The organism is Citrobacter sp. Igbk 14 (genome assembly GCF_028069825.1).
Taxonomy (GTDB): domain Bacteria; phylum Pseudomonadota; class Gammaproteobacteria; order Enterobacterales; family Enterobacteriaceae; genus Citrobacter.
Map to the genome: position 1 here is coordinate 1 of NZ_JANEWM010000017.1, position 15,925 is coordinate 15,925.

Sequence of the window (15,925 nt, forward strand, 5' to 3'; positions counted from 1 at the left end):
ATTTATATATCTTTGGCACGAGAATTTTAAATAAAGCTGCGAGAAATCATGTTGTTAATTACTTCACTTTCGTGACGTTAAGTGCCAGACTGGGGTCAGCCTAACAGGAGGTAAAGATGGTACGTATCTATACGTTAACACTTGCGCCCTCTCTCGATAGCGCAACAATCACCCCACAAATCTACCCCGAAGGTAAACTTCGCTGTACCTCACCGGTTTTTGAACCTGGCGGTGGAGGCATCAACGTCGCCCGTGCCATTGCACATCTTGGCGGAACTGCAACGGCCATCTTTCCGGTCGGTGGTGCGACTGGCGAGCACTTAGTTTCTTTACTTGCCGACGAAAATGTTCCCGTCTCGACTATCGAAGCCAAAGACTGGACCCGACAAAATCTCCATGTCCACGTCGAATCCAGCGGTGAGCAGTATCGTTTTGTCATGCCCGGTGCCGCGCTGACTGATGACGAATTCTACCAACTGCAGGATCAGGTACTGGAAATTGAATCGGGTGCGATACTGGTCATTAGCGGCAGTTTGCCGCCCGGTGTACAAATAGAGAAACTGACACGGCTCATCACCACCGTACAAAAACAGGGTATTCGCTGCATTGTCGATAGCTCTGGTGAGGCGCTGACAGCGGCATTAGCCATCGGCGGTATCGAACTGGTAAAACCCAACCTCAAAGAATTGAGTGCACTGGTGAAACGCGAACTCACACAACCCGATGACGTTCGCAAAGCAGCACAGGAGATTATACAAAGCGGCAAAGCGCTTCGCGTTGTGGTCTCTCTTGGGCCACAAGGGGCATTGGGCGTCAATAAAGAAACATGCGTCCAGGTCGTCCCACCGCCGGTGAAAAGCCAAAGTACCGTTGGCGCAGGCGACAGTATGGTCGGCGCGATGACGTTGAAACTGGCGGAAAATACCCCGTTTGAAGAGATTGTGCGTTTTGGCGTCGCTGCGGGTAGCGCAGCAACGCTGAATCAGGGCACTCGTCTGTGCGCGCTGGACGATACGCAAAAAATATATTCGTATCTTGCCCAGTGATTACACCATCCCCCTTATCAAGCATTAAGGGGGATTTACCGACAAAACTGTCGACATGTGTATTATGCGTCTATGATAAAAAATCACGTGATTACAAAGAAGTGAATCATGTTAAACCGAAAGTCGTCATTTCTCAGGGAGGTGTGGAAGCACGACATACAATAAGTGCCTTTCCCGCGATGACGCGTCTACGGTGTGCGTCAGTTCGTGTTTTTTTACCGCATTCTTGCGCTAACCTTATGATCTGGCAGACAACATGGGGAGAGACATCATGTGGCAGGCTATCAGTCGTCTTTTAAGCGAGCAATTAGGTGAAGGCGAAATCGAACTGCGTAATGAACTGCCCGGCGGAGAGATCCACGCCGCATGGCATTTACGCTATGCGGGGCGCGATTTTTTCGTCAAATGTGATGAAAGAGAGCTGTTGTCTGGCTTTACGGCGGAGGCAGACCAGTTAGAACTGCTTTCCCGAAGTCAAACCGTTTCTGTTCCCAAAGTCTGGGCAGTGGGTGCAGACAGAGATTACAGTTTTCTGGTTATGGACTTCCTCCCTCCCCGCCCGCTTGATGCCCACAACGCGTTTATTCTCGGACAACAACTTGCACATTTGCACGAATGGAGCGATCAGCCACAGTTCGGCCTCGACTTCGATAATGCACTCTCCACTACACCGCAACCCAATGCCTGGCAGCGTCGCTGGTCAACCTTCTTCGCCGAACAACGCATCGGCTGGCAACTGGAACTTGCGGCGGAAAAAGGCATCGCGTTTGGCAATATTGACGCCATTGTCGATCACGTTCAGCAGCGACTCTCCTCCCATCAGCCACAGCCTTCTCTCCTGCACGGCGATTTGTGGTCGGCAAACTGTGCGCTCGGACCGAATGGCCCCTACATTTTTGACCCCGCCTGTTACTGGGGCGACAGAGAGTGCGACCTGGCAATGTTGCCGTTACATACCGATCAGCCACCGCAGATTTATGACGGTTATCAGTCTGTCTCGCCGCTACCGTTAGATTTTCTCGACAGGCAGCCTATCTATCAGTTGTATACGCTGCTTAATCGGGCAATTCTGTTTGGCGGGCAGCATCTGGTGGTGGCGCAAAAAGCGATGGAAAGGTTACTGGCGGCTTAACGTATAGATAGCCCGAAGGCAGCTTTGCTTATCAGGCCTGACGCTTCACGTAACCCAGGCCTGATAATATCGGACTTACAAAAAGCCCAGTAATGAAAAGAAGACATAGCCGATCACGATAACGATCACCGGCAAAATATAGAGCGGGAAGATTTGTAAAAAGATCGTATGGTGTGGCACGACAATACGCGACTCAATTTGCTCACGCGATAACCCCTCACTGCCTTTTGCCTGTTCCAGAATCAACTGATCTTCAACTCCCTCGCGTAAAAAACGCGCCTGACGACTCATTCTGGCGCCAGAGTCCTGCAATGCCAGACCGATGAATATCAGAATGAAAATCAACCAAAAAACAAGATTCAGTCCGGTCTGAAAATCCGGTGTCGGCGAGTTATACCAGAACAGGTTAAGAAACGGCGTATTCACACGCATCATGTCGATCATCACATGGGCAAAATCGAGCATGACTGCATTAATCCCTTCCTGCTTTTCGCTGTGCGCGTACATAAACTTCAGTACTGAAACCAGTGTTGAAATCAGCGCCGGGATGAAAATCACCCATCCCAGCAACCTTTTCAAGACAGCAATGCGTCCAGCTTGTTGATACGTCATGAGTTCCCCTTGATAAAGACGTGTCATTTTGGCCTAAGTTTACCCGTTGATAACCGTTTTCGCCTGATCTTTAAAGGCGGTATACTGCCAAATTAGCCATAATGAACGCTTAGAGCTCGTTCTGGTGGGCTCTTAATCCCTGTTATCACCCTAAAGGAGAGGTTGTGATGTCAACCCCGCGTCAAATTCTTGCTGCAATTTTCGATATGGATGGATTACTGGTCGATTCAGAACCGCTCTGGGATCAGGCTGAACTGGATGTGATTGCAAGTTTAGGCGTAGATATCACCCGCCGCCATGAACTTCCCGATACGCTCGGTTTACGTATCGATATGGTTGTTGATCTTTGGTTCGCACAGCAACCGTGGAACGGTCCCTCTCGTCAGGAGGTGACGGAACGCATCATTACACGGGCCATTGCGCTGGTAGAAGAAACAAGACCACTGTTGCCGGGCGTACGTGAAGCTGTAGCGCTATGCAAATCCCAGGGGATGCTGGTAGGACTGGCCTCCGCGTCACCGCTGCATATGCTGGAAAAAGTGCTGACCATGTTTGATCTGCGCGATAGCTTTGACGCACTGGCCTCGGCAGAAAAATTACCTTACAGCAAACCGCACCCGCAGGTTTACCTCGATTGTGCCCAGAAGCTGGGGGTATCCCCGTTATCTTGTGTTGCGCTGGAAGATTCCGTGAACGGGATGATTGCGTCGAAAGCCGCTCGAATGCGCTCAATTGTTGTCCCCGCCCATGAAAATCAGGATGATCCCCGTTTTGTGCTTGCCGACGTCAAACTGGCCTCGTTGACGGAGCTCACTGCCGGGCATCTTCACGGTTAATCTCCCTCCGGGCAATGACCATATTGCCCTTTTCTTTGCTTAACCAATAAAATTAAAACGACGTTTCAATTTCATTGTATTTTTGTTCAACCTCTTCTATCCTTCTGCTATCGCAATGCATTAACAGTAAAAACAGCTGAGGTGAACATGGTTCTGGACGCGTTTCGTCTTAAGGATAAAGTCGCAATCGTCACCGGTTGTGATACCGGGCTTGGGCAAGGTATGGCCCTGGCGCTGGCTGAAGCCGGATGTGACGTGGTTGGCGTAAACCGCAAAATCCCGCATGACACCGAGGAAAAAATCACCGCAGTTGGTCGGCGATTTATGGCCATTCAGGCCGACCTCAGCCAACAGGAGGCGCTGTCCAGCATCGTGACGCAAACTGTTGCGGTATTTGGTCGGGTCGATATTCTGGTCAACAATGCAGGTACGATTCGTCGCCAGGACGCGCTGGATTTTAGTGAGAAAGACTGGGATGACGTAATGAACCTGAATCTCAAATCTGTTTTCTTTCTGTCGCAGGCGGTGGCGCGCCAGTTCCTGGCACAGGGTAATGGCGGTAAAATTATCAATATTGCCTCAATGCTTTCTTTTCAGGGGGGAATCCGCGTTCCGTCCTACACCGCATCAAAAAGTGGCGTGCTTGGGATCACCCGCCTACTGGCTAATGAGTGGGCAGCCCAGGGAATTAATGTCAATGCCATCGCACCAGGTTATATGGCGACAAACAATACGCAGCAGTTGCGTGAAGACAGTACGCGTAATCAGCAAATCGTCGATCGTATTCCCGCGGGGCGCTGGGGAACACCGGATGACTTACAAGGCCCGGTCGTTTTTCTCGCCAGCCAGGCTTCTGATTATATTAATGGTTACACGCTTGCCGTAGACGGCGGTTGGTTGGCGCGTTAATCGTGCATTTGTGACAAAGGGTTACAACGTCACCTCTTCCGCCTACTGTATAAAACCCCTATACTGTATGAATTGACAGTTTATTGGGTTTTATCATGACGGCGGAAGGCCACCTTCTTTTTTCTATTGCCTGTGCGGTATTTGCCAAAAATGCCGAGCTGACACCCGTTCTCGCTCAGGGTGACTGGTGGCATATTGTGCCTTCGGCCATTCTAACGTGTCTGCTGCCCGATATCGATCACCCGAAATCCCTGCTTGGGCAGCGGCTGAAGTGGATATCAAAGCCTATTGCCCGGGCATTTGGCCATCGCGGGTTTACACACAGCCTGCTGGCCGTCTTTGCCCTGCTGGCCACGTTTTACCTGAAAGTTCCGGATAGCTGGATAATCCCAGCCGATGCGCTACAAGGTATGGTGTTGGGCTATCTCAGTCACATACTGGCCGATATGCTGACCCCGGCAGGCGTTCCCCTGCTTTGGCCCTGTCGCTGGCGCTTTCGTCTGCCAATCCTCGTCCCGCAGAAGGGAAATCAGCTGGAGCGCTTTTTGTGCATGGCGCTGTTTGCCTGGGCCATCTGGATGCCTCAGACGATGCCGGAAAACAGCGCAGTGCGCTGGTCATCGCAGATGATTAACACGCTACAGATGCAGTTTAATCGGTTTATAAAGCACCAGGCTGATTAATAAAACAGCCAAAATGTCATTTTAGGTATAAACAATTCCATTTGAATATAAGAGGCAAGTCACAGTTCTGCTAATCTTGCGCCAACAGAATCACCATTACATGGTGATACGCATAATAAGATCAGGAGAACGGGGATGAACTTTCCATTAATCGCGAACATTATCGTGTTCGTAGTACTGCTGTTCGTGCTGGCGCAAGCCCGCCACAAACAGTGGAGTCTGGCCAAAAAAGTACTGGTCGGTCTGGTCATGGGCGTGGTGTTTGGTCTCGCCCTGCACACCATTTACGGGTCCGACAGCCAGGTACTGAAAGATTCCGTACAGTGGTTTAACATTGTCGGCAACGGTTACGTACAACTGCTACAAATGATTGTTATGCCGCTGGTTTTTGCCTCTATTCTCAGTGCCGTTGCGCGTCTGCACAACGCCTCTCAGTTGGGAAAAATTAGTTTCCTCACTATCGGAACGCTACTGTTTACCACGCTGATCGCCGCACTGGTGGGTGTTCTGGTGACAAACCTGTTTGGTCTGACTGCTGAAGGGCTGGTGCAAGGCGGCGCTGAAACCGCACGCCTGACCGCCATTGAAACCAATTATGTGGGTAAAGTTGCCGACCTCAGCGTGCCGCAGTTGGTGCTGTCGTTTATCCCGAAAAACCCATTTGCCGATCTTACGGGTGCAAACCCGACGTCGATTATCAGCGTCGTTATTTTCGCGGCCTTCCTGGGCGTTGCGGCACTTAAACTGCTGAAAGATGATGCGCCAAAAGGCGAGCGCGTATTAACGGCTATCGATACCCTGCAGAGCTGGGTGATGAAGCTGGTTCGTCTGGTGATGCAACTGACTCCGTACGGTGTTCTGGCGCTGATGACCAAAGTGGTTGCCGGTTCCAATCTGCAGGACATCATCAAGCTGGGCAGCTTCGTCGTTGCCTCGTATCTCGGCCTGGGCATTATGTTCGTCGTACACGGCATACTGCTGGGTATTAACGGCGTTAGCCCACTGAAATACTTCCGCAAAGTCTGGCCGGTATTGACTTTCGCCTTCACCAGCCGCTCCAGCGCCGCTTCTATTCCACTGAACGTCGAAGCACAAACCCGTCGCCTGGGCGTCCCTGAGTCCATTGCCAGCTTTGCCGCCTCTTTTGGTGCAACGATTGGTCAAAACGGTTGTGCGGGTCTGTACCCGGCGATGCTGGCCGTGATGGTGGCACCGACTGTCGGTATTAACCCGCTGGACCCAATGTGGATTGCCACGCTGGTGGGTATCGTGACCGTCAGTTCCGCAGGGGTTGCGGGTGTGGGCGGTGGCGCGACCTTCGCGGCACTGATCGTACTGCCTGCCATGGGTCTGCCGGTCACATTGGTTGCTCTGCTGATTTCTGTTGAACCACTGATCGATATGGGCCGTACTGCATTGAACGTTAGCGGTTCCATGACCGCGGGTACGCTTACCAGCCAATGGCTGAAACAGACCGATAAAACGATTCTGGACAGCGACGATCACGCCGAACTGGCGCATCGCTAAAATCCTGTCTGTATAAAACAAAAAACCGCCGGTGAGTTATGCTCCGGCGGTTTTTTTATATCTAATTAATCGCTCAGTTCGTTTTCCTGGCGAATTTGGTTAGCCCAGCGCTGTGCCGACTCCGGAACCGTAAATGCAGGCGAACGCTGAAACGCCTCCCCCATTAAGACAAAAGCGACATATTTTCCGCGCAGTATCCATACGTCACGAAACGCATCCATTTTCACCGCATGCTCTGGTGGAGCTGGCTCCACACGAGGAACATAGCTGATAACCGGACGATTTTGTTGGCGAAGAGGTTTCATAATCAGTTGCTTCACTAAAGACAAATTCTAAAAATCTGAAAAACGCTATCTTAGCTGATTTTACCCTCGGACGGTGCAAAAACAGTGAATTCGTGAAGTGGGTGGCGATAACGGGGGGGACGGACTGGTTGCGGCAAATATCACTGACGCAGACAAAAAAATGCGGCGCACCGACGCGCCGCCAACTCAGGAATTAAACGTTCAGAAAACTGCCAAGACGATAACCGCGCTCCGCAATAGCGTATTTCAATGACGAAGACGTCAGTACGTCAAGCTCAGTTAAGCGGGGGTAACAGTAGGCACTTTGTCGAATGATGTCATCGATAAACGCCGGATGACACATCACTTCCAGCGAGGACTCTCCCCGGTCTGCGGACGCGTCCAGCGTCTGCAAGAACAGGGCCTCAGAAATCGCGTCGCCATAAAACTCACTGCTAAATCCCTGGGAGGTACGCAACGTTTCCGGTAAATCGGACGCCAGGAACACCGTCTGCCGATCGATCCGCAACGCAACACCCCTCTCCGCGGCAAAACTGGCGACAATCGGGAAAATCTGCGGGAACATATGCACGTGGTGATGACTATCCAGATGCGTCGGCTCCCGCCCGAACAGGTCAATAAAACGCTGATACTGTGCAGCCAGCTCCTGAGAAATCTCGTCCAGCGGCAATGTATCTTCCTCTGCCATCTGCCAGATCCATTTCCCTAACACACCGTCACGCGTCAGACCCGGCATCGCCGTTAACGGTTTGCCAAGCGTCAGGACAAAGTGCATCCCAACGGCAAGTTCCGGTAAATCGCGACTAAGCTGTACCGCATGCTCTATCGCCTCGCCATTCACCAGAGCAGTGGTTGAGGTGACAATGCCATTGCGACAGGCTTCAACAATGCCGTAGTTTTGCCCTTTGCTCAGGCCAAAATCATCCGCATTCACAATCAGTACGCGTTCCATAGCCAACCTCAGTTAGTGTTGTTCGCTTTTAAGCTTCTCGATGCATCCAGCGAAATTTGGCAGCCATTTTTCATGCGCCAGGATCAGCTCACGGGCAAGAATTTCAGCATCAGTGTCTGAATGCACCAGTGGACTCAGGTTTAACGCCAGCAGTACATCATTCAACTCGCCGCTTAGTGCTGCGTTGCTCGCCGCCACTTCAAAACCTTTAATGGTATAGATAAGGCCCAGGACCTTTTCATCGAAATGGGTGATACGCGGGTGCGGCGTTGCACCATTGCGTCCCAGCGTGCAGGTCATCTCAACAGCCCAGTCCGCAGGAATATTATCAACATGACCATGATGAGGAATGTTGACGTAATGCTCGGTCTGCTTGTCGTTGTAGATAGCATTGATGACTTCACACGCGGCATCAGAGTAATAAGCCCCACCACGCTGTTCCAGCTCTTTCGGCTTAACATTCAGCTCAGGATTTTTATACAGATCAAACAGTTGCTTCTCAACTTTCTGTACTACCTGTGCGCGTGCGCCACCTTTGTAATATTCGCCCATTTCAATCGCCAGCATCTCTTTTGGCTTGAAGTAGTACAGCAAATACGAGCACGGCAGCAGTTTCAGTGAACGAATCAGCCCTTCACTGAACGGCAGATCGAAGATGTTCTTCACGCCAGAGGCTTTCAACTGACCCGACGCTACGCCGTCCAGCAGTTCATCAAAACGTGACACACCGTTGACCAGAACATCCTTAATGAAGACCATATGGTTCAGACCAAACAGATCGATGGATAAATCATCACTCTGTTTCAGCGCCAGGACGTCGCTGATAAACATCTTCATACCGATCGGAATATTGCACACGCCGATAAACTTCTTGAAGTTAGTATGGCGATAGACCGCTTCAGTTACCATGCCAGCCGGGTTGGTAAAGTTAATCACCCACGCATTCGGACACAGTTCTTCCACATCCTTCACAATGTCAAAGATCACCGGAATGGTACGTAGTCCTTTAAACAGGCCTCCAGCACCGTTAGTTTCCTGCCCCAGATAACCATGGCTCAGAGGGATACGTTCATCCTGTTCACGAGCCTTAAGTTGTCCTACGCGCAACTGCGTGGTGACAAAATCAGCATCTTTCAGCGCTTCTCGGCGATCCAGCGTTTTATACACTTTCATCGGGACGCCAGCTTTATCAATCATGCGCTGGCAGAGGTCAAAAATAATGTCCAGCTTCTCTTTACCACCGTCGACATCCACCAGCCACAATTCAGAGACCGGTAATTCATGATAACGCTTAATAAAGCCTTCAAGTAATTCAGGGGTGTAGCTGCTCCCGCCACCGATAGTGACGACTTTTAATTTCTGGCTCATAATTTCTCCCTTCAGTGTAAAAACACTGACACGTATTATGCTCAACCCATTCGTCAGGTATAGCGTGGCAGTCCCAGCGCTATTTTGGGCAAGCTATAAAAGTTGGTTATTGGTAAATAAAATTTACTGATTAAATTCCGTTAATTTTTTACGGTAGCTATTGGGTGTAAACGACGTCAGCTTTTTAAACGTTTTAATAAACAGGCTCGGACTACTGTAACCAGACTCATAGGCAATATCAGTTACAGAATAGTTAGTCATTTCCAGCTGCTTTTTAGCAAAATTAATGCGAATTTCATTAATAATCTGCATTGGCGTTTTACTGTAATAACGCTGGGTTGCACGGGTCAGATACTCCTGGGATTTTGCGGACAGGTGTATCATATTTTCCAGCGCATTTTCGCTGAACTGCCTTTTGTCATGCATGCTTTCCACGGTAGTTTTAAGCCATTGTGGAATATCATCCAGCACCTGCTCTTCCCGATGATGGCGTAACCGATTAATAATGTAGAAGGTGACCACTTCTACAAATTCATCCAGTCCGCTTTCACGAAAGTTCAGTGATGCTATAACCGTTTCGATGTAGGTGAGAAACGAGCTGTTCGCCCGATACACCTGCGATGCAACGAAACAAAATGGCAGCAACGGGTGGTAGTGCTGTTCAAAAAAACGTTTACTGATACCAACGTTAAGAATTCGCGTCGCGCCGAAATCATAGAAACTTTGATGGTGCGATCCCAACGGGATAAAGACAAAGTCCCCACGCTCAAGCAGTACACGCTTACCGTTGATCTCCTGATAGTAACGTCCAGTTAAGACAAGGGTAAATTCGTAGTAATCATGCTGATGCAGCCCACTGATACTCTCAGTTTTGTTATAGATGAACACATGAAAATTTTTGCCATTAAAAAGCTGCTGCTCATAGACGGTTTTGATTTCCGGTGCGTTAATCTGTAGCTGCATTCTGCACTCCTCGCTATTTCAGCTTCTCGTGAAGCTCAATCAGTTCTGTCACCAGTTCACGTGCCAGCATCGACGTCATCAGGTGGTCCTGTGCATGGACCAGCACCAGGCTGACTTTCATTTTACCTTCACCCTGATCGCCTTCAATCAGTTTGGTCTGGACAAGGTGTGCTTCGTTCAGCGCCATGCGAGACTGTTCCATCATGCTCTTCGCTGACTCAAAATCACCCTGTTTGGCCAGTTTGAGCGCGCCGTACGCCAGACTACGTGCCTGACCCGAGTTGATGATGAGCCCCATCACCACTTCTTCAAGCTCTTCAGCCTCTGACTGCGTATCGACGATATTTTCGATATCTAACATACTCTTTTCCTCTGGTTCAGTCCGGCATGGCCGCATAGCCATGCCGGATTAAATTTAGAATTTCAATGCGTTAGCGATATCTTCTTCGCTTTCTTCTTTATCAATCACGTTCTGAGCTTTGTTGGCGACGACCACGAATGGCAGGTACACCAGCGTTGCGATACCAAGGTTAAACAACGCGACCAGCAGAGCAGCGACGCTACCGTTGGTGTTAAAGAATGCGCCCAACCCGGTTGGCATCGTCCACGGTGCAATGTTGGTAATCGGTGGAATAATGCCTGTGTAATACGCAGCCAGCGTAATCGCTGCCAGAATCGGCTGAACCAGGATGAACGGAATAAACATAACCGGGTTCATGATAATCGGCAGACCGAACAGAATGGGTTCGTTAATCTGGAACAGACCTGATGGCAGTGCCAGTTTTGCTACCTGACGATAATCAGCGCGACGAGAAGCCAGGAAGATAGCAATAATCAGACCCAACGTTGCCCCACTCCCTCCCAGGAAAATATAGGAGTCCAGCATCGGCTTCGCCCAGACGTGGAACGTCTTACCCGCTTCCAGTGCCGCGTCTACGGAACCAAACTGTTGGTAGATAGAGATGTTTTCCAGTGCCCAGGGGGTCATGATACCGCTGTCCAGTGCAGTCAGTGCCAAAGAACCGTGAATACCAAAGAACCACAACAGCGGAACAAAAATCACGTACGCCCAACCCACCACACTACCCAGTGACGCCAGCGGAGTTGAAATGGAATCCATGATGATCTGGTGGAAGTTCGTTCCCCAGGTGTTCAACGCCCAGGCGATGATCCCCATAATAGAGAGGATAATGAAGCCAGGAATCAGTGCAGAAAACGAGCGAGAAACAGAAGCCGGAACGCTATCAGGTAATTTAATAACCCAATTACGATGCACGACGAAGGTGAACATTTCCGCGACCACCAGGCCGATAATAATACCGGAAATAATGTTTGCACCGCCCAACCAGTTAGCACCCACGGCATAGGCTTCGCCCACGCTGTAAGGTGTGACTGTCATAAATGCGGCGACAGATAATAAACCAGCAGCCAGTGCATCGACTTTGCGTTCTTCCGCCAACGCCATACCGATAAAGAATGGCGCCATCAATGACATAATACCCAGCGTACCGTTATAGACGTTCCCACCGATGCCTTTTAAACTATTTAGCGTTTCAATAGTTGAAGCATCAAGTCGAATGCCCATGGAATAAAAAAACGACCCCTCCCCAAAGCTCAGGAAAACGTTATTGATTAATACAAACATTGCCCCTGCGAGGGTTAACGGCATTAAACGAATAAAACCGTTTTTGATTGCATTAACGTGTGGCTGCTTTCCAATTTTTACAGCAAAAGGAAGGAGTACCTTTTCAAGTGAAGCAATAGCGTTACTCATAGAAAAATACCCTTAAATACCGCAATTAACAATTGCGGTGAATGTTAATGAAATAACTCTTTGACGGGAAAATTTAAAATAAAATAATTAATTTGCTGCGGCTTTTTTAATTGCTGCAACTGCAGCCTTAAGCACGCCTAAACCATCGACTTTGCCATACAACAGCGAGTCAATCACTTCTACAGGTTTGTTAGGTAACAAACGCTGAATTTCGGGCAACATATAAGCAATCTGTGGGCCTAATAACACAACATCGGCTACCGGGCCTTTTTCTCCGGCCAGCGTTTCGGGAAACGCTTCAATGATAACCGGCACTTCGTATTTTTCAGCCTGAGCACGCATCTTCGAGACCAACAAAGAAGTCGACATGCCCGCAGAACAAAACAGATAAATGTGTTTCTTTTCCATTAAAACGATCCTCATGTGCGATTATCTGTGTACCAGACACTCCGCAAGCCATAACCTGCATCCATGCTCTGGGTAACTTGCGTCAGCTAAATTACTTTTTTAGGTGGCTGAAACGAGTATACGGGATTGCACCCGCGGATGGTATTTCATTGACCAACTAAATTGTCTCTCCTTGACCTGTGGTTATGACACCCCTCACACTTCAGGCAAATAATTCGCGACAATAAATAAGATCGCGTGACACAAAAAAACCGGCACAGTGGCCGGTTCTGCAGAGTGCTCAGGCAATAAACAGATGCAACTACTTCGCAGACTGCGGGTCGGTGTCGTACTCCGCACAGGTCTGGTAGCCGGAATTAATCACGTGCCCAGTATCATCCAATGCAACAAAATAGGTCTCTGCTTTACCATCTCGTTGACCCAGGATGTAGGTCTGACATGTACCACGCGCATGGATCATGCTGACTTCAGATGACGGTTTGCCGGCAATCTGCGCCACTTGCGCCCGGCTCATCCCTTTCTTCACATCTTTCACCACGGGCTGCACAAATTGGTCTTTGGTACGATCGTAAGCCGTACACCCTGCCAGCATAGTCAATACCGCCGCTGCGCTCAGAATTCCTGTTAGATTCTTGTTCATATTCCGTCCTCTTGTTTTTCAGCGTGTTATATAAGCCTGGAGCACAACAACGCATTTTTCAAGCTGTCAGTGGATACTCGGGTCATTTCAGAAAATTCTATCAAAACAAAATGATGTTATATCCGGCTGCATCCCTTGTCGTTTGGGCGTCAACGCGTTAGCTTTAACACATCGTTATTTTTGATCATTTCATTTTTTGGAGGGGGTTAAATGACTCTGCAGCAAGAGATAATCCGGGCACTTGGCGCCAAACCACACATTAATGCAGAAGAGGAAATTCGCCGCAGCGTGGATTTTCTGAAATCGTACCTCAAAACCTACCCTTTCCTTAAATCACTGGTGTTAGGGATTAGCGGTGGGCAGGACTCCACCCTGGCCGGAAAGTTATGCCAAATGGCGATTTCCGAGTTACGTGAAGAAACGGGTAACGATGCTTTGCAGTTTATTGCCGTGCGCCTGCCTTATGGTGTGCAGGCCGATGAACAGGACTGTCAGGACGCGATCGCGTTCATACAACCTGACCGTGTACTCACCGTCAACATCAAAGGCGCGGTATTGGCCAGCGAGCAGGCATTGCGGGAAGCAGGTATTGAACTGAGCGATTTTGTGCGCGGCAACGAAAAAGCCCGCGAGCGTATGAAGGCACAATACAGTATCGCCGGAATGACCAGCGGTGTTGTCGTGGGTACCGATCACGCCGCAGAAGCCATTACCGGATTCTTTACTAAGTATGGCGATGGCGGTACGGACATTAACCCAATATTCCGCCTCAACAAGCGTCAGGGTAAGCAGCTTCTTGCTGCATTAGGTTGCCCTGAGCACTTATATAAGAAAGCACCAACCGCCGACCTCGAAGACGATCGCCCTTCTCTGCCAGATGAAGCCGCATTAGGCGTTACCTACGACAACATTGACGATTATCTGGAAGGAAAAACGTTGGATGCCGACGTTGCGAAGAAAATTGAAGGCTGGTACGTGAAGACAGAACACAAACGCCGCCCACCGATTACGGTGTTTGACGACTTCTGGAAAAAAGCGTAATTCGCTGATTTACCCGTGCCGGATAACCACAAAAGGGTTTATCCGGCCCAAACGACATCATTGCACCGAATCAGGCGAAAAACCTGGCTTCCAGTTAATCTCACTAAACAACAACTTCCCCTCGCGCTCCAACAGTCGCAACGTATGCTTACCGTCATGCCAGCACGCCCCCTGGTCAGCCGTCAGCAACTTATCCCCCAGTTGCCAGGCTCCGCTAATCACAAATACCACGCCGCCACGCGAACCAAAGGTCGTAAACGTCCGGTCAGCCACACGAACTTTAGCCTGGCAAACATCCCGACGGGTCATGATATTAAAATCCATCGACATCTGCCCTTCCGTCAGCTTCGCTTTTACCACACGGTCACCGGCGAAAGTAAAAGGCTGATGCTGTTTTAGCGTATGCGGTAGCGTGTTAGCGCCTTCCAGCGTGACTTCTCCCCCTTCGAGCAGCGTAATAACGCGTTCAACTCCCGGGAAAAGTGAAAATTCGCCGTTCGCAGCAATGGAGGCAATACTCGCCCGCCAGTGAAAGTCGCGTGTTGCTGGCGGAAAACAACATATTTCACGCGTTTCTCCCGCACCATTACGCCAGAGATTAACCGGCATTTTGCGGATATCAAAGTACTCCATCATCCCTCCAGAAAGGCACTGTGCGCCGACATGCCGTCATCAGGCAGCCAAATCATCATTGTTATCATTCACCCTGCTCGTTGTTATCGGCAGCAGAGTTGATTTGCCTTAGCGATGACCATGGCGTTTTGCAAAAAAGTTTAACGCGCTGATCCAGGTAGCATTTTCGCGGGCATCAGGAGCATAACGTGTCCGAAGCGCTGTGCAAGAGGTAGGAAAGAAAAAACCGCCGATCCTGCCCACATCGTTAAACGTGTTGTGGACAAGGCCGGCGGTCTTGAGTTTTTTTTCACGCTGTGCGGGGCAATCTGCTCCGACACAGCGTGAATGTTTGAGTATAGACGCCTACCGATTATTCAGCAGCCTGTGGCATTTTACCTTTCTGCGCTGCACGTTCTGTCAGACGCTTCTCAAAATTGGCATTAAACTGTTTTTTCTGTTCCGGGGTCAGAATGTTATAAATTTTGTTCTGCGTTTCCATATGCGCCAGCATGTTAGCTTTGCGCTGCTCTTCCATCTTCGCAATCTGCGCTTCAGCTTTCGCTTTATCGAAGCTATCGCTGGCGATGATATCGTGCATTGCACGGCGTTCTTCCAGCGGAGGACGTTTCATCTGATCGCGCTGACCTTTCATGATGTCGCGGATCTGCTGTTTCTGTGCATCGGTCAGGTTCAGGTCTTTAAACATCATGTCATGATGCGGGGCAAACTTACCGTTGTGGTGCATCATCGGTTTGGCATCTGCCGGAGCGGCTGTGGTCGTGTCAGCGGCATGAGCCAGATTTGCAGCGCCCAGCGCCAGGGTAGAGGCAACAAACAGAGCAGTCAGTTTACGCATAATTTCTATCCTTCTTTTCAGTTATTCTTACGACATTCATGCGACTCTTATGCAACGTGATGTCGTGTTGACGAGATAAACTTTACCGGCTTAAGCGTCAATTAATCAGAGTAACGGTAAAACAATGAAAGTGTAAAAAACAAACTTTCATCAATTATGAAGAAAAAAAGAATAAATTGCGGAGAGTTGAAATAAAAAATTACAACAGGATGATTTTGAAAGGATTATGAAGAACTATACCTGAACTCTGGTTATTAA

At 49.5% G+C, this 15,925-nt stretch carries 18 protein-coding genes; 7 read left to right on the forward strand and 11 right to left on the reverse strand.

The window, feature by feature from the left end; all coding sequences use genetic code 11:
- The first annotated feature begins 116 nt into the window (after positions 1-116).
- Positions 117-1,046 carry a 6-phosphofructokinase II gene (pfkB, locus tag NNN64_RS08730; protein ID WP_271441125.1) on the forward strand — a complete coding sequence of 310 codons (930 nt, stop codon included), beginning with the start codon at positions 117-119 and terminating at the stop codon, positions 1,044-1,046.
- A 271-nt stretch (positions 1,047-1,317) separates the two neighbouring features.
- Positions 1,318-2,178 carry a fructosamine kinase family protein gene (locus NNN64_RS08735; protein WP_101741711.1) on the forward strand — a complete coding sequence of 287 codons (861 nt, stop codon included), beginning with the start codon at positions 1,318-1,320 and terminating at the stop codon, positions 2,176-2,178.
- Positions 2,179-2,253: 75 nt separating this feature from the next.
- On the opposite strand, the gene NNN64_RS08740 is transcribed toward NNN64_RS08735, so the two are convergent.
- Positions 2,254-2,790: a YniB family protein gene (locus tag NNN64_RS08740; RefSeq protein ID WP_271441126.1), complete on the reverse strand. Its 537-nt coding sequence runs from the start codon at positions 2,788-2,790 to the stop codon at positions 2,254-2,256.
- 167 nt (positions 2,791-2,957) lie between these two features.
- On the opposite strand from NNN64_RS08740, the gene hxpB reads away from it, so the two are divergent.
- The 4 genes from hxpB to tcyP all read left to right on the forward strand — a co-directional run bounded on the left by hxpB (position 2,958) and on the right by tcyP (position 6,745).
- Complete coding sequence (gene hxpB, locus NNN64_RS08745) at positions 2,958-3,626, forward strand: hexitol phosphatase HxpB (RefSeq protein ID WP_271441127.1); 669 nt, start codon at positions 2,958-2,960, stop codon at positions 3,624-3,626.
- Positions 3,627-3,773: 147 nt separating this feature from the next.
- On the forward strand, positions 3,774-4,535 hold the full coding sequence (gene kduD, locus NNN64_RS08750; RefSeq protein WP_271441128.1) for a 2-dehydro-3-deoxy-D-gluconate 5-dehydrogenase KduD: 762 nt from the start codon (positions 3,774-3,776) through the stop codon (positions 4,533-4,535).
- Positions 4,536-4,630: 95 nt separating this feature from the next.
- Complete coding sequence (locus NNN64_RS08755) at positions 4,631-5,218, forward strand: metal-dependent hydrolase (RefSeq protein WP_170974385.1); 588 nt, start codon at positions 4,631-4,633, stop codon at positions 5,216-5,218.
- A 135-nt stretch (positions 5,219-5,353) separates the two neighbouring features.
- Entirely contained in the window at positions 5,354-6,745 is a 1,392-nt protein-coding gene (tcyP, locus tag NNN64_RS08760; RefSeq protein ID WP_137383368.1) for a cystine/sulfocysteine:cation symporter, read from the forward strand.
- Between the two features lie 65 nt (positions 6,746-6,810).
- Here the strand turns inward: tcyP and cedA are convergent, their stop codons facing one another.
- The 8 genes from cedA to osmE all read right to left on the reverse strand — a co-directional run bounded on the left by cedA (position 6,811) and on the right by osmE (position 13,155).
- A complete protein-coding gene (cedA, locus tag NNN64_RS08765) occupies positions 6,811-7,074 on the reverse strand; it encodes a cell division activator CedA (protein WP_071887334.1) in 264 nt (87 codons plus the stop codon).
- 169 nt (positions 7,075-7,243) lie between these two features.
- A complete protein-coding gene (chbG, locus tag NNN64_RS08770) occupies positions 7,244-8,002 on the reverse strand; it encodes a chitin disaccharide deacetylase (protein ID WP_271441129.1) in 759 nt (252 codons plus the stop codon).
- A 12-nt stretch (positions 8,003-8,014) separates the two neighbouring features.
- Positions 8,015-9,370, reverse strand: coding sequence for a 6-phospho-beta-glucosidase (locus tag NNN64_RS08775; protein ID WP_137383371.1), 1,356 nt, complete (start codon positions 9,368-9,370; stop codon positions 8,015-8,017).
- Positions 9,371-9,493: 123 nt separating this feature from the next.
- Positions 9,494-10,333 (reverse strand): transcriptional regulator ChbR, encoded by an 840-nt coding sequence (gene chbR, locus NNN64_RS08780; protein ID WP_271441130.1) that lies wholly within the window; start codon positions 10,331-10,333, stop codon positions 9,494-9,496.
- Positions 10,334-10,346: 13 nt separating this feature from the next.
- On the reverse strand, positions 10,347-10,694 hold the full coding sequence (gene chbA, locus NNN64_RS08785) for a PTS N,N'-diacetylchitobiose transporter subunit IIA (RefSeq protein WP_202038820.1): 348 nt from the start codon (positions 10,692-10,694) through the stop codon (positions 10,347-10,349).
- Between the two features lie 54 nt (positions 10,695-10,748).
- Complete coding sequence (gene chbC, locus NNN64_RS08790) at positions 10,749-12,107, reverse strand: PTS N,N'-diacetylchitobiose transporter subunit IIC (RefSeq protein ID WP_040233680.1); 1,359 nt, start codon at positions 12,105-12,107, stop codon at positions 10,749-10,751.
- Positions 12,108-12,194: 87 nt separating this feature from the next.
- A complete protein-coding gene (gene chbB, locus NNN64_RS08795; protein ID WP_003832547.1) occupies positions 12,195-12,515 on the reverse strand; it encodes a PTS N,N'-diacetylchitobiose transporter subunit IIB in 321 nt (106 codons plus the stop codon).
- Positions 12,516-12,816: 301 nt separating this feature from the next.
- Positions 12,817-13,155 (reverse strand): osmotically-inducible lipoprotein OsmE, encoded by a 339-nt coding sequence (gene osmE / locus NNN64_RS08800; protein WP_202038822.1) that lies wholly within the window; start codon positions 13,153-13,155, stop codon positions 12,817-12,819.
- Positions 13,156-13,365: 210 nt separating this feature from the next.
- On the opposite strand from osmE, the gene nadE reads away from it, so the two are divergent.
- Entirely contained in the window at positions 13,366-14,196 is an 831-nt protein-coding gene (gene nadE / locus NNN64_RS08805) for an ammonia-dependent NAD(+) synthetase (protein ID WP_202038823.1), read from the forward strand.
- 57 nt (positions 14,197-14,253) lie between these two features.
- Here the strand turns inward: nadE and ves are convergent, their stop codons facing one another.
- Positions 14,254-14,829, reverse strand: a complete 576-nt coding sequence (ves, locus tag NNN64_RS08810) for an environmental stress-induced protein Ves (protein WP_048211887.1) — start codon at positions 14,827-14,829, stop codon at positions 14,254-14,256.
- 352 nt (positions 14,830-15,181) lie between these two features.
- On the reverse strand, positions 15,182-15,667 hold the full coding sequence (gene spy, locus NNN64_RS08815; protein WP_115602141.1) for an ATP-independent periplasmic protein-refolding chaperone Spy: 486 nt from the start codon (positions 15,665-15,667) through the stop codon (positions 15,182-15,184).
- Positions 15,668-15,925 lie beyond the last annotated feature (258 nt).

Coding starts and splice junctions, on each gene's coding strand:
- chbA (WP_202038820.1), bottom strand. CDS start 10,694: ATGTTAGATATCGAAAATATCGTCGATACGCAGTCAGAGGCTGAAGAG.
- chbC (WP_040233680.1), bottom strand. CDS start 12,107: ATGAGTAACGCTATTGCTTCACTTGAAAAGGTACTCCTTCCTTTTGCT.
- osmE (WP_202038822.1), bottom strand. CDS start 13,155: ATGAACAAGAATCTAACAGGAATTCTGAGCGCAGCGGCGGTATTGACT.
- ves (WP_048211887.1), bottom strand. CDS start 14,829: ATGGAGTACTTTGATATCCGCAAAATGCCGGTTAATCTCTGGCGTAAT.
- NNN64_RS08775 (WP_137383371.1), bottom strand. CDS start 9,370: ATGAGCCAGAAATTAAAAGTCGTCACTATCGGTGGCGGGAGCAGCTAC.
- kduD (WP_271441128.1), top strand. CDS start 3,774: ATGGTTCTGGACGCGTTTCGTCTTAAGGATAAAGTCGCAATCGTCACC.
- nadE (WP_202038823.1), top strand. CDS start 13,366: ATGACTCTGCAGCAAGAGATAATCCGGGCACTTGGCGCCAAACCACAC.
- chbG (WP_271441129.1), bottom strand. CDS start 8,002: ATGGAACGCGTACTGATTGTGAATGCGGATGATTTTGGCCTGAGCAAA.
- NNN64_RS08740 (WP_271441126.1), bottom strand. CDS start 2,790: ATGACGTATCAACAAGCTGGACGCATTGCTGTCTTGAAAAGGTTGCTG.
- NNN64_RS08735 (WP_101741711.1), top strand. CDS start 1,318: ATGTGGCAGGCTATCAGTCGTCTTTTAAGCGAGCAATTAGGTGAAGGC.
- tcyP (WP_137383368.1), top strand. CDS start 5,354: ATGAACTTTCCATTAATCGCGAACATTATCGTGTTCGTAGTACTGCTG.
- chbR (WP_271441130.1), bottom strand. CDS start 10,333: ATGCAGCTACAGATTAACGCACCGGAAATCAAAACCGTCTATGAGCAG.
- NNN64_RS08755 (WP_170974385.1), top strand. CDS start 4,631: ATGACGGCGGAAGGCCACCTTCTTTTTTCTATTGCCTGTGCGGTATTT.
- chbB (WP_003832547.1), bottom strand. CDS start 12,515: ATGGAAAAGAAACACATTTATCTGTTTTGTTCTGCGGGCATGTCGACT.
- spy (WP_115602141.1), bottom strand. CDS start 15,667: ATGCGTAAACTGACTGCTCTGTTTGTTGCCTCTACCCTGGCGCTGGGC.
- hxpB (WP_271441127.1), top strand. CDS start 2,958: ATGTCAACCCCGCGTCAAATTCTTGCTGCAATTTTCGATATGGATGGA.
- pfkB (WP_271441125.1), top strand. CDS start 117: ATGGTACGTATCTATACGTTAACACTTGCGCCCTCTCTCGATAGCGCA.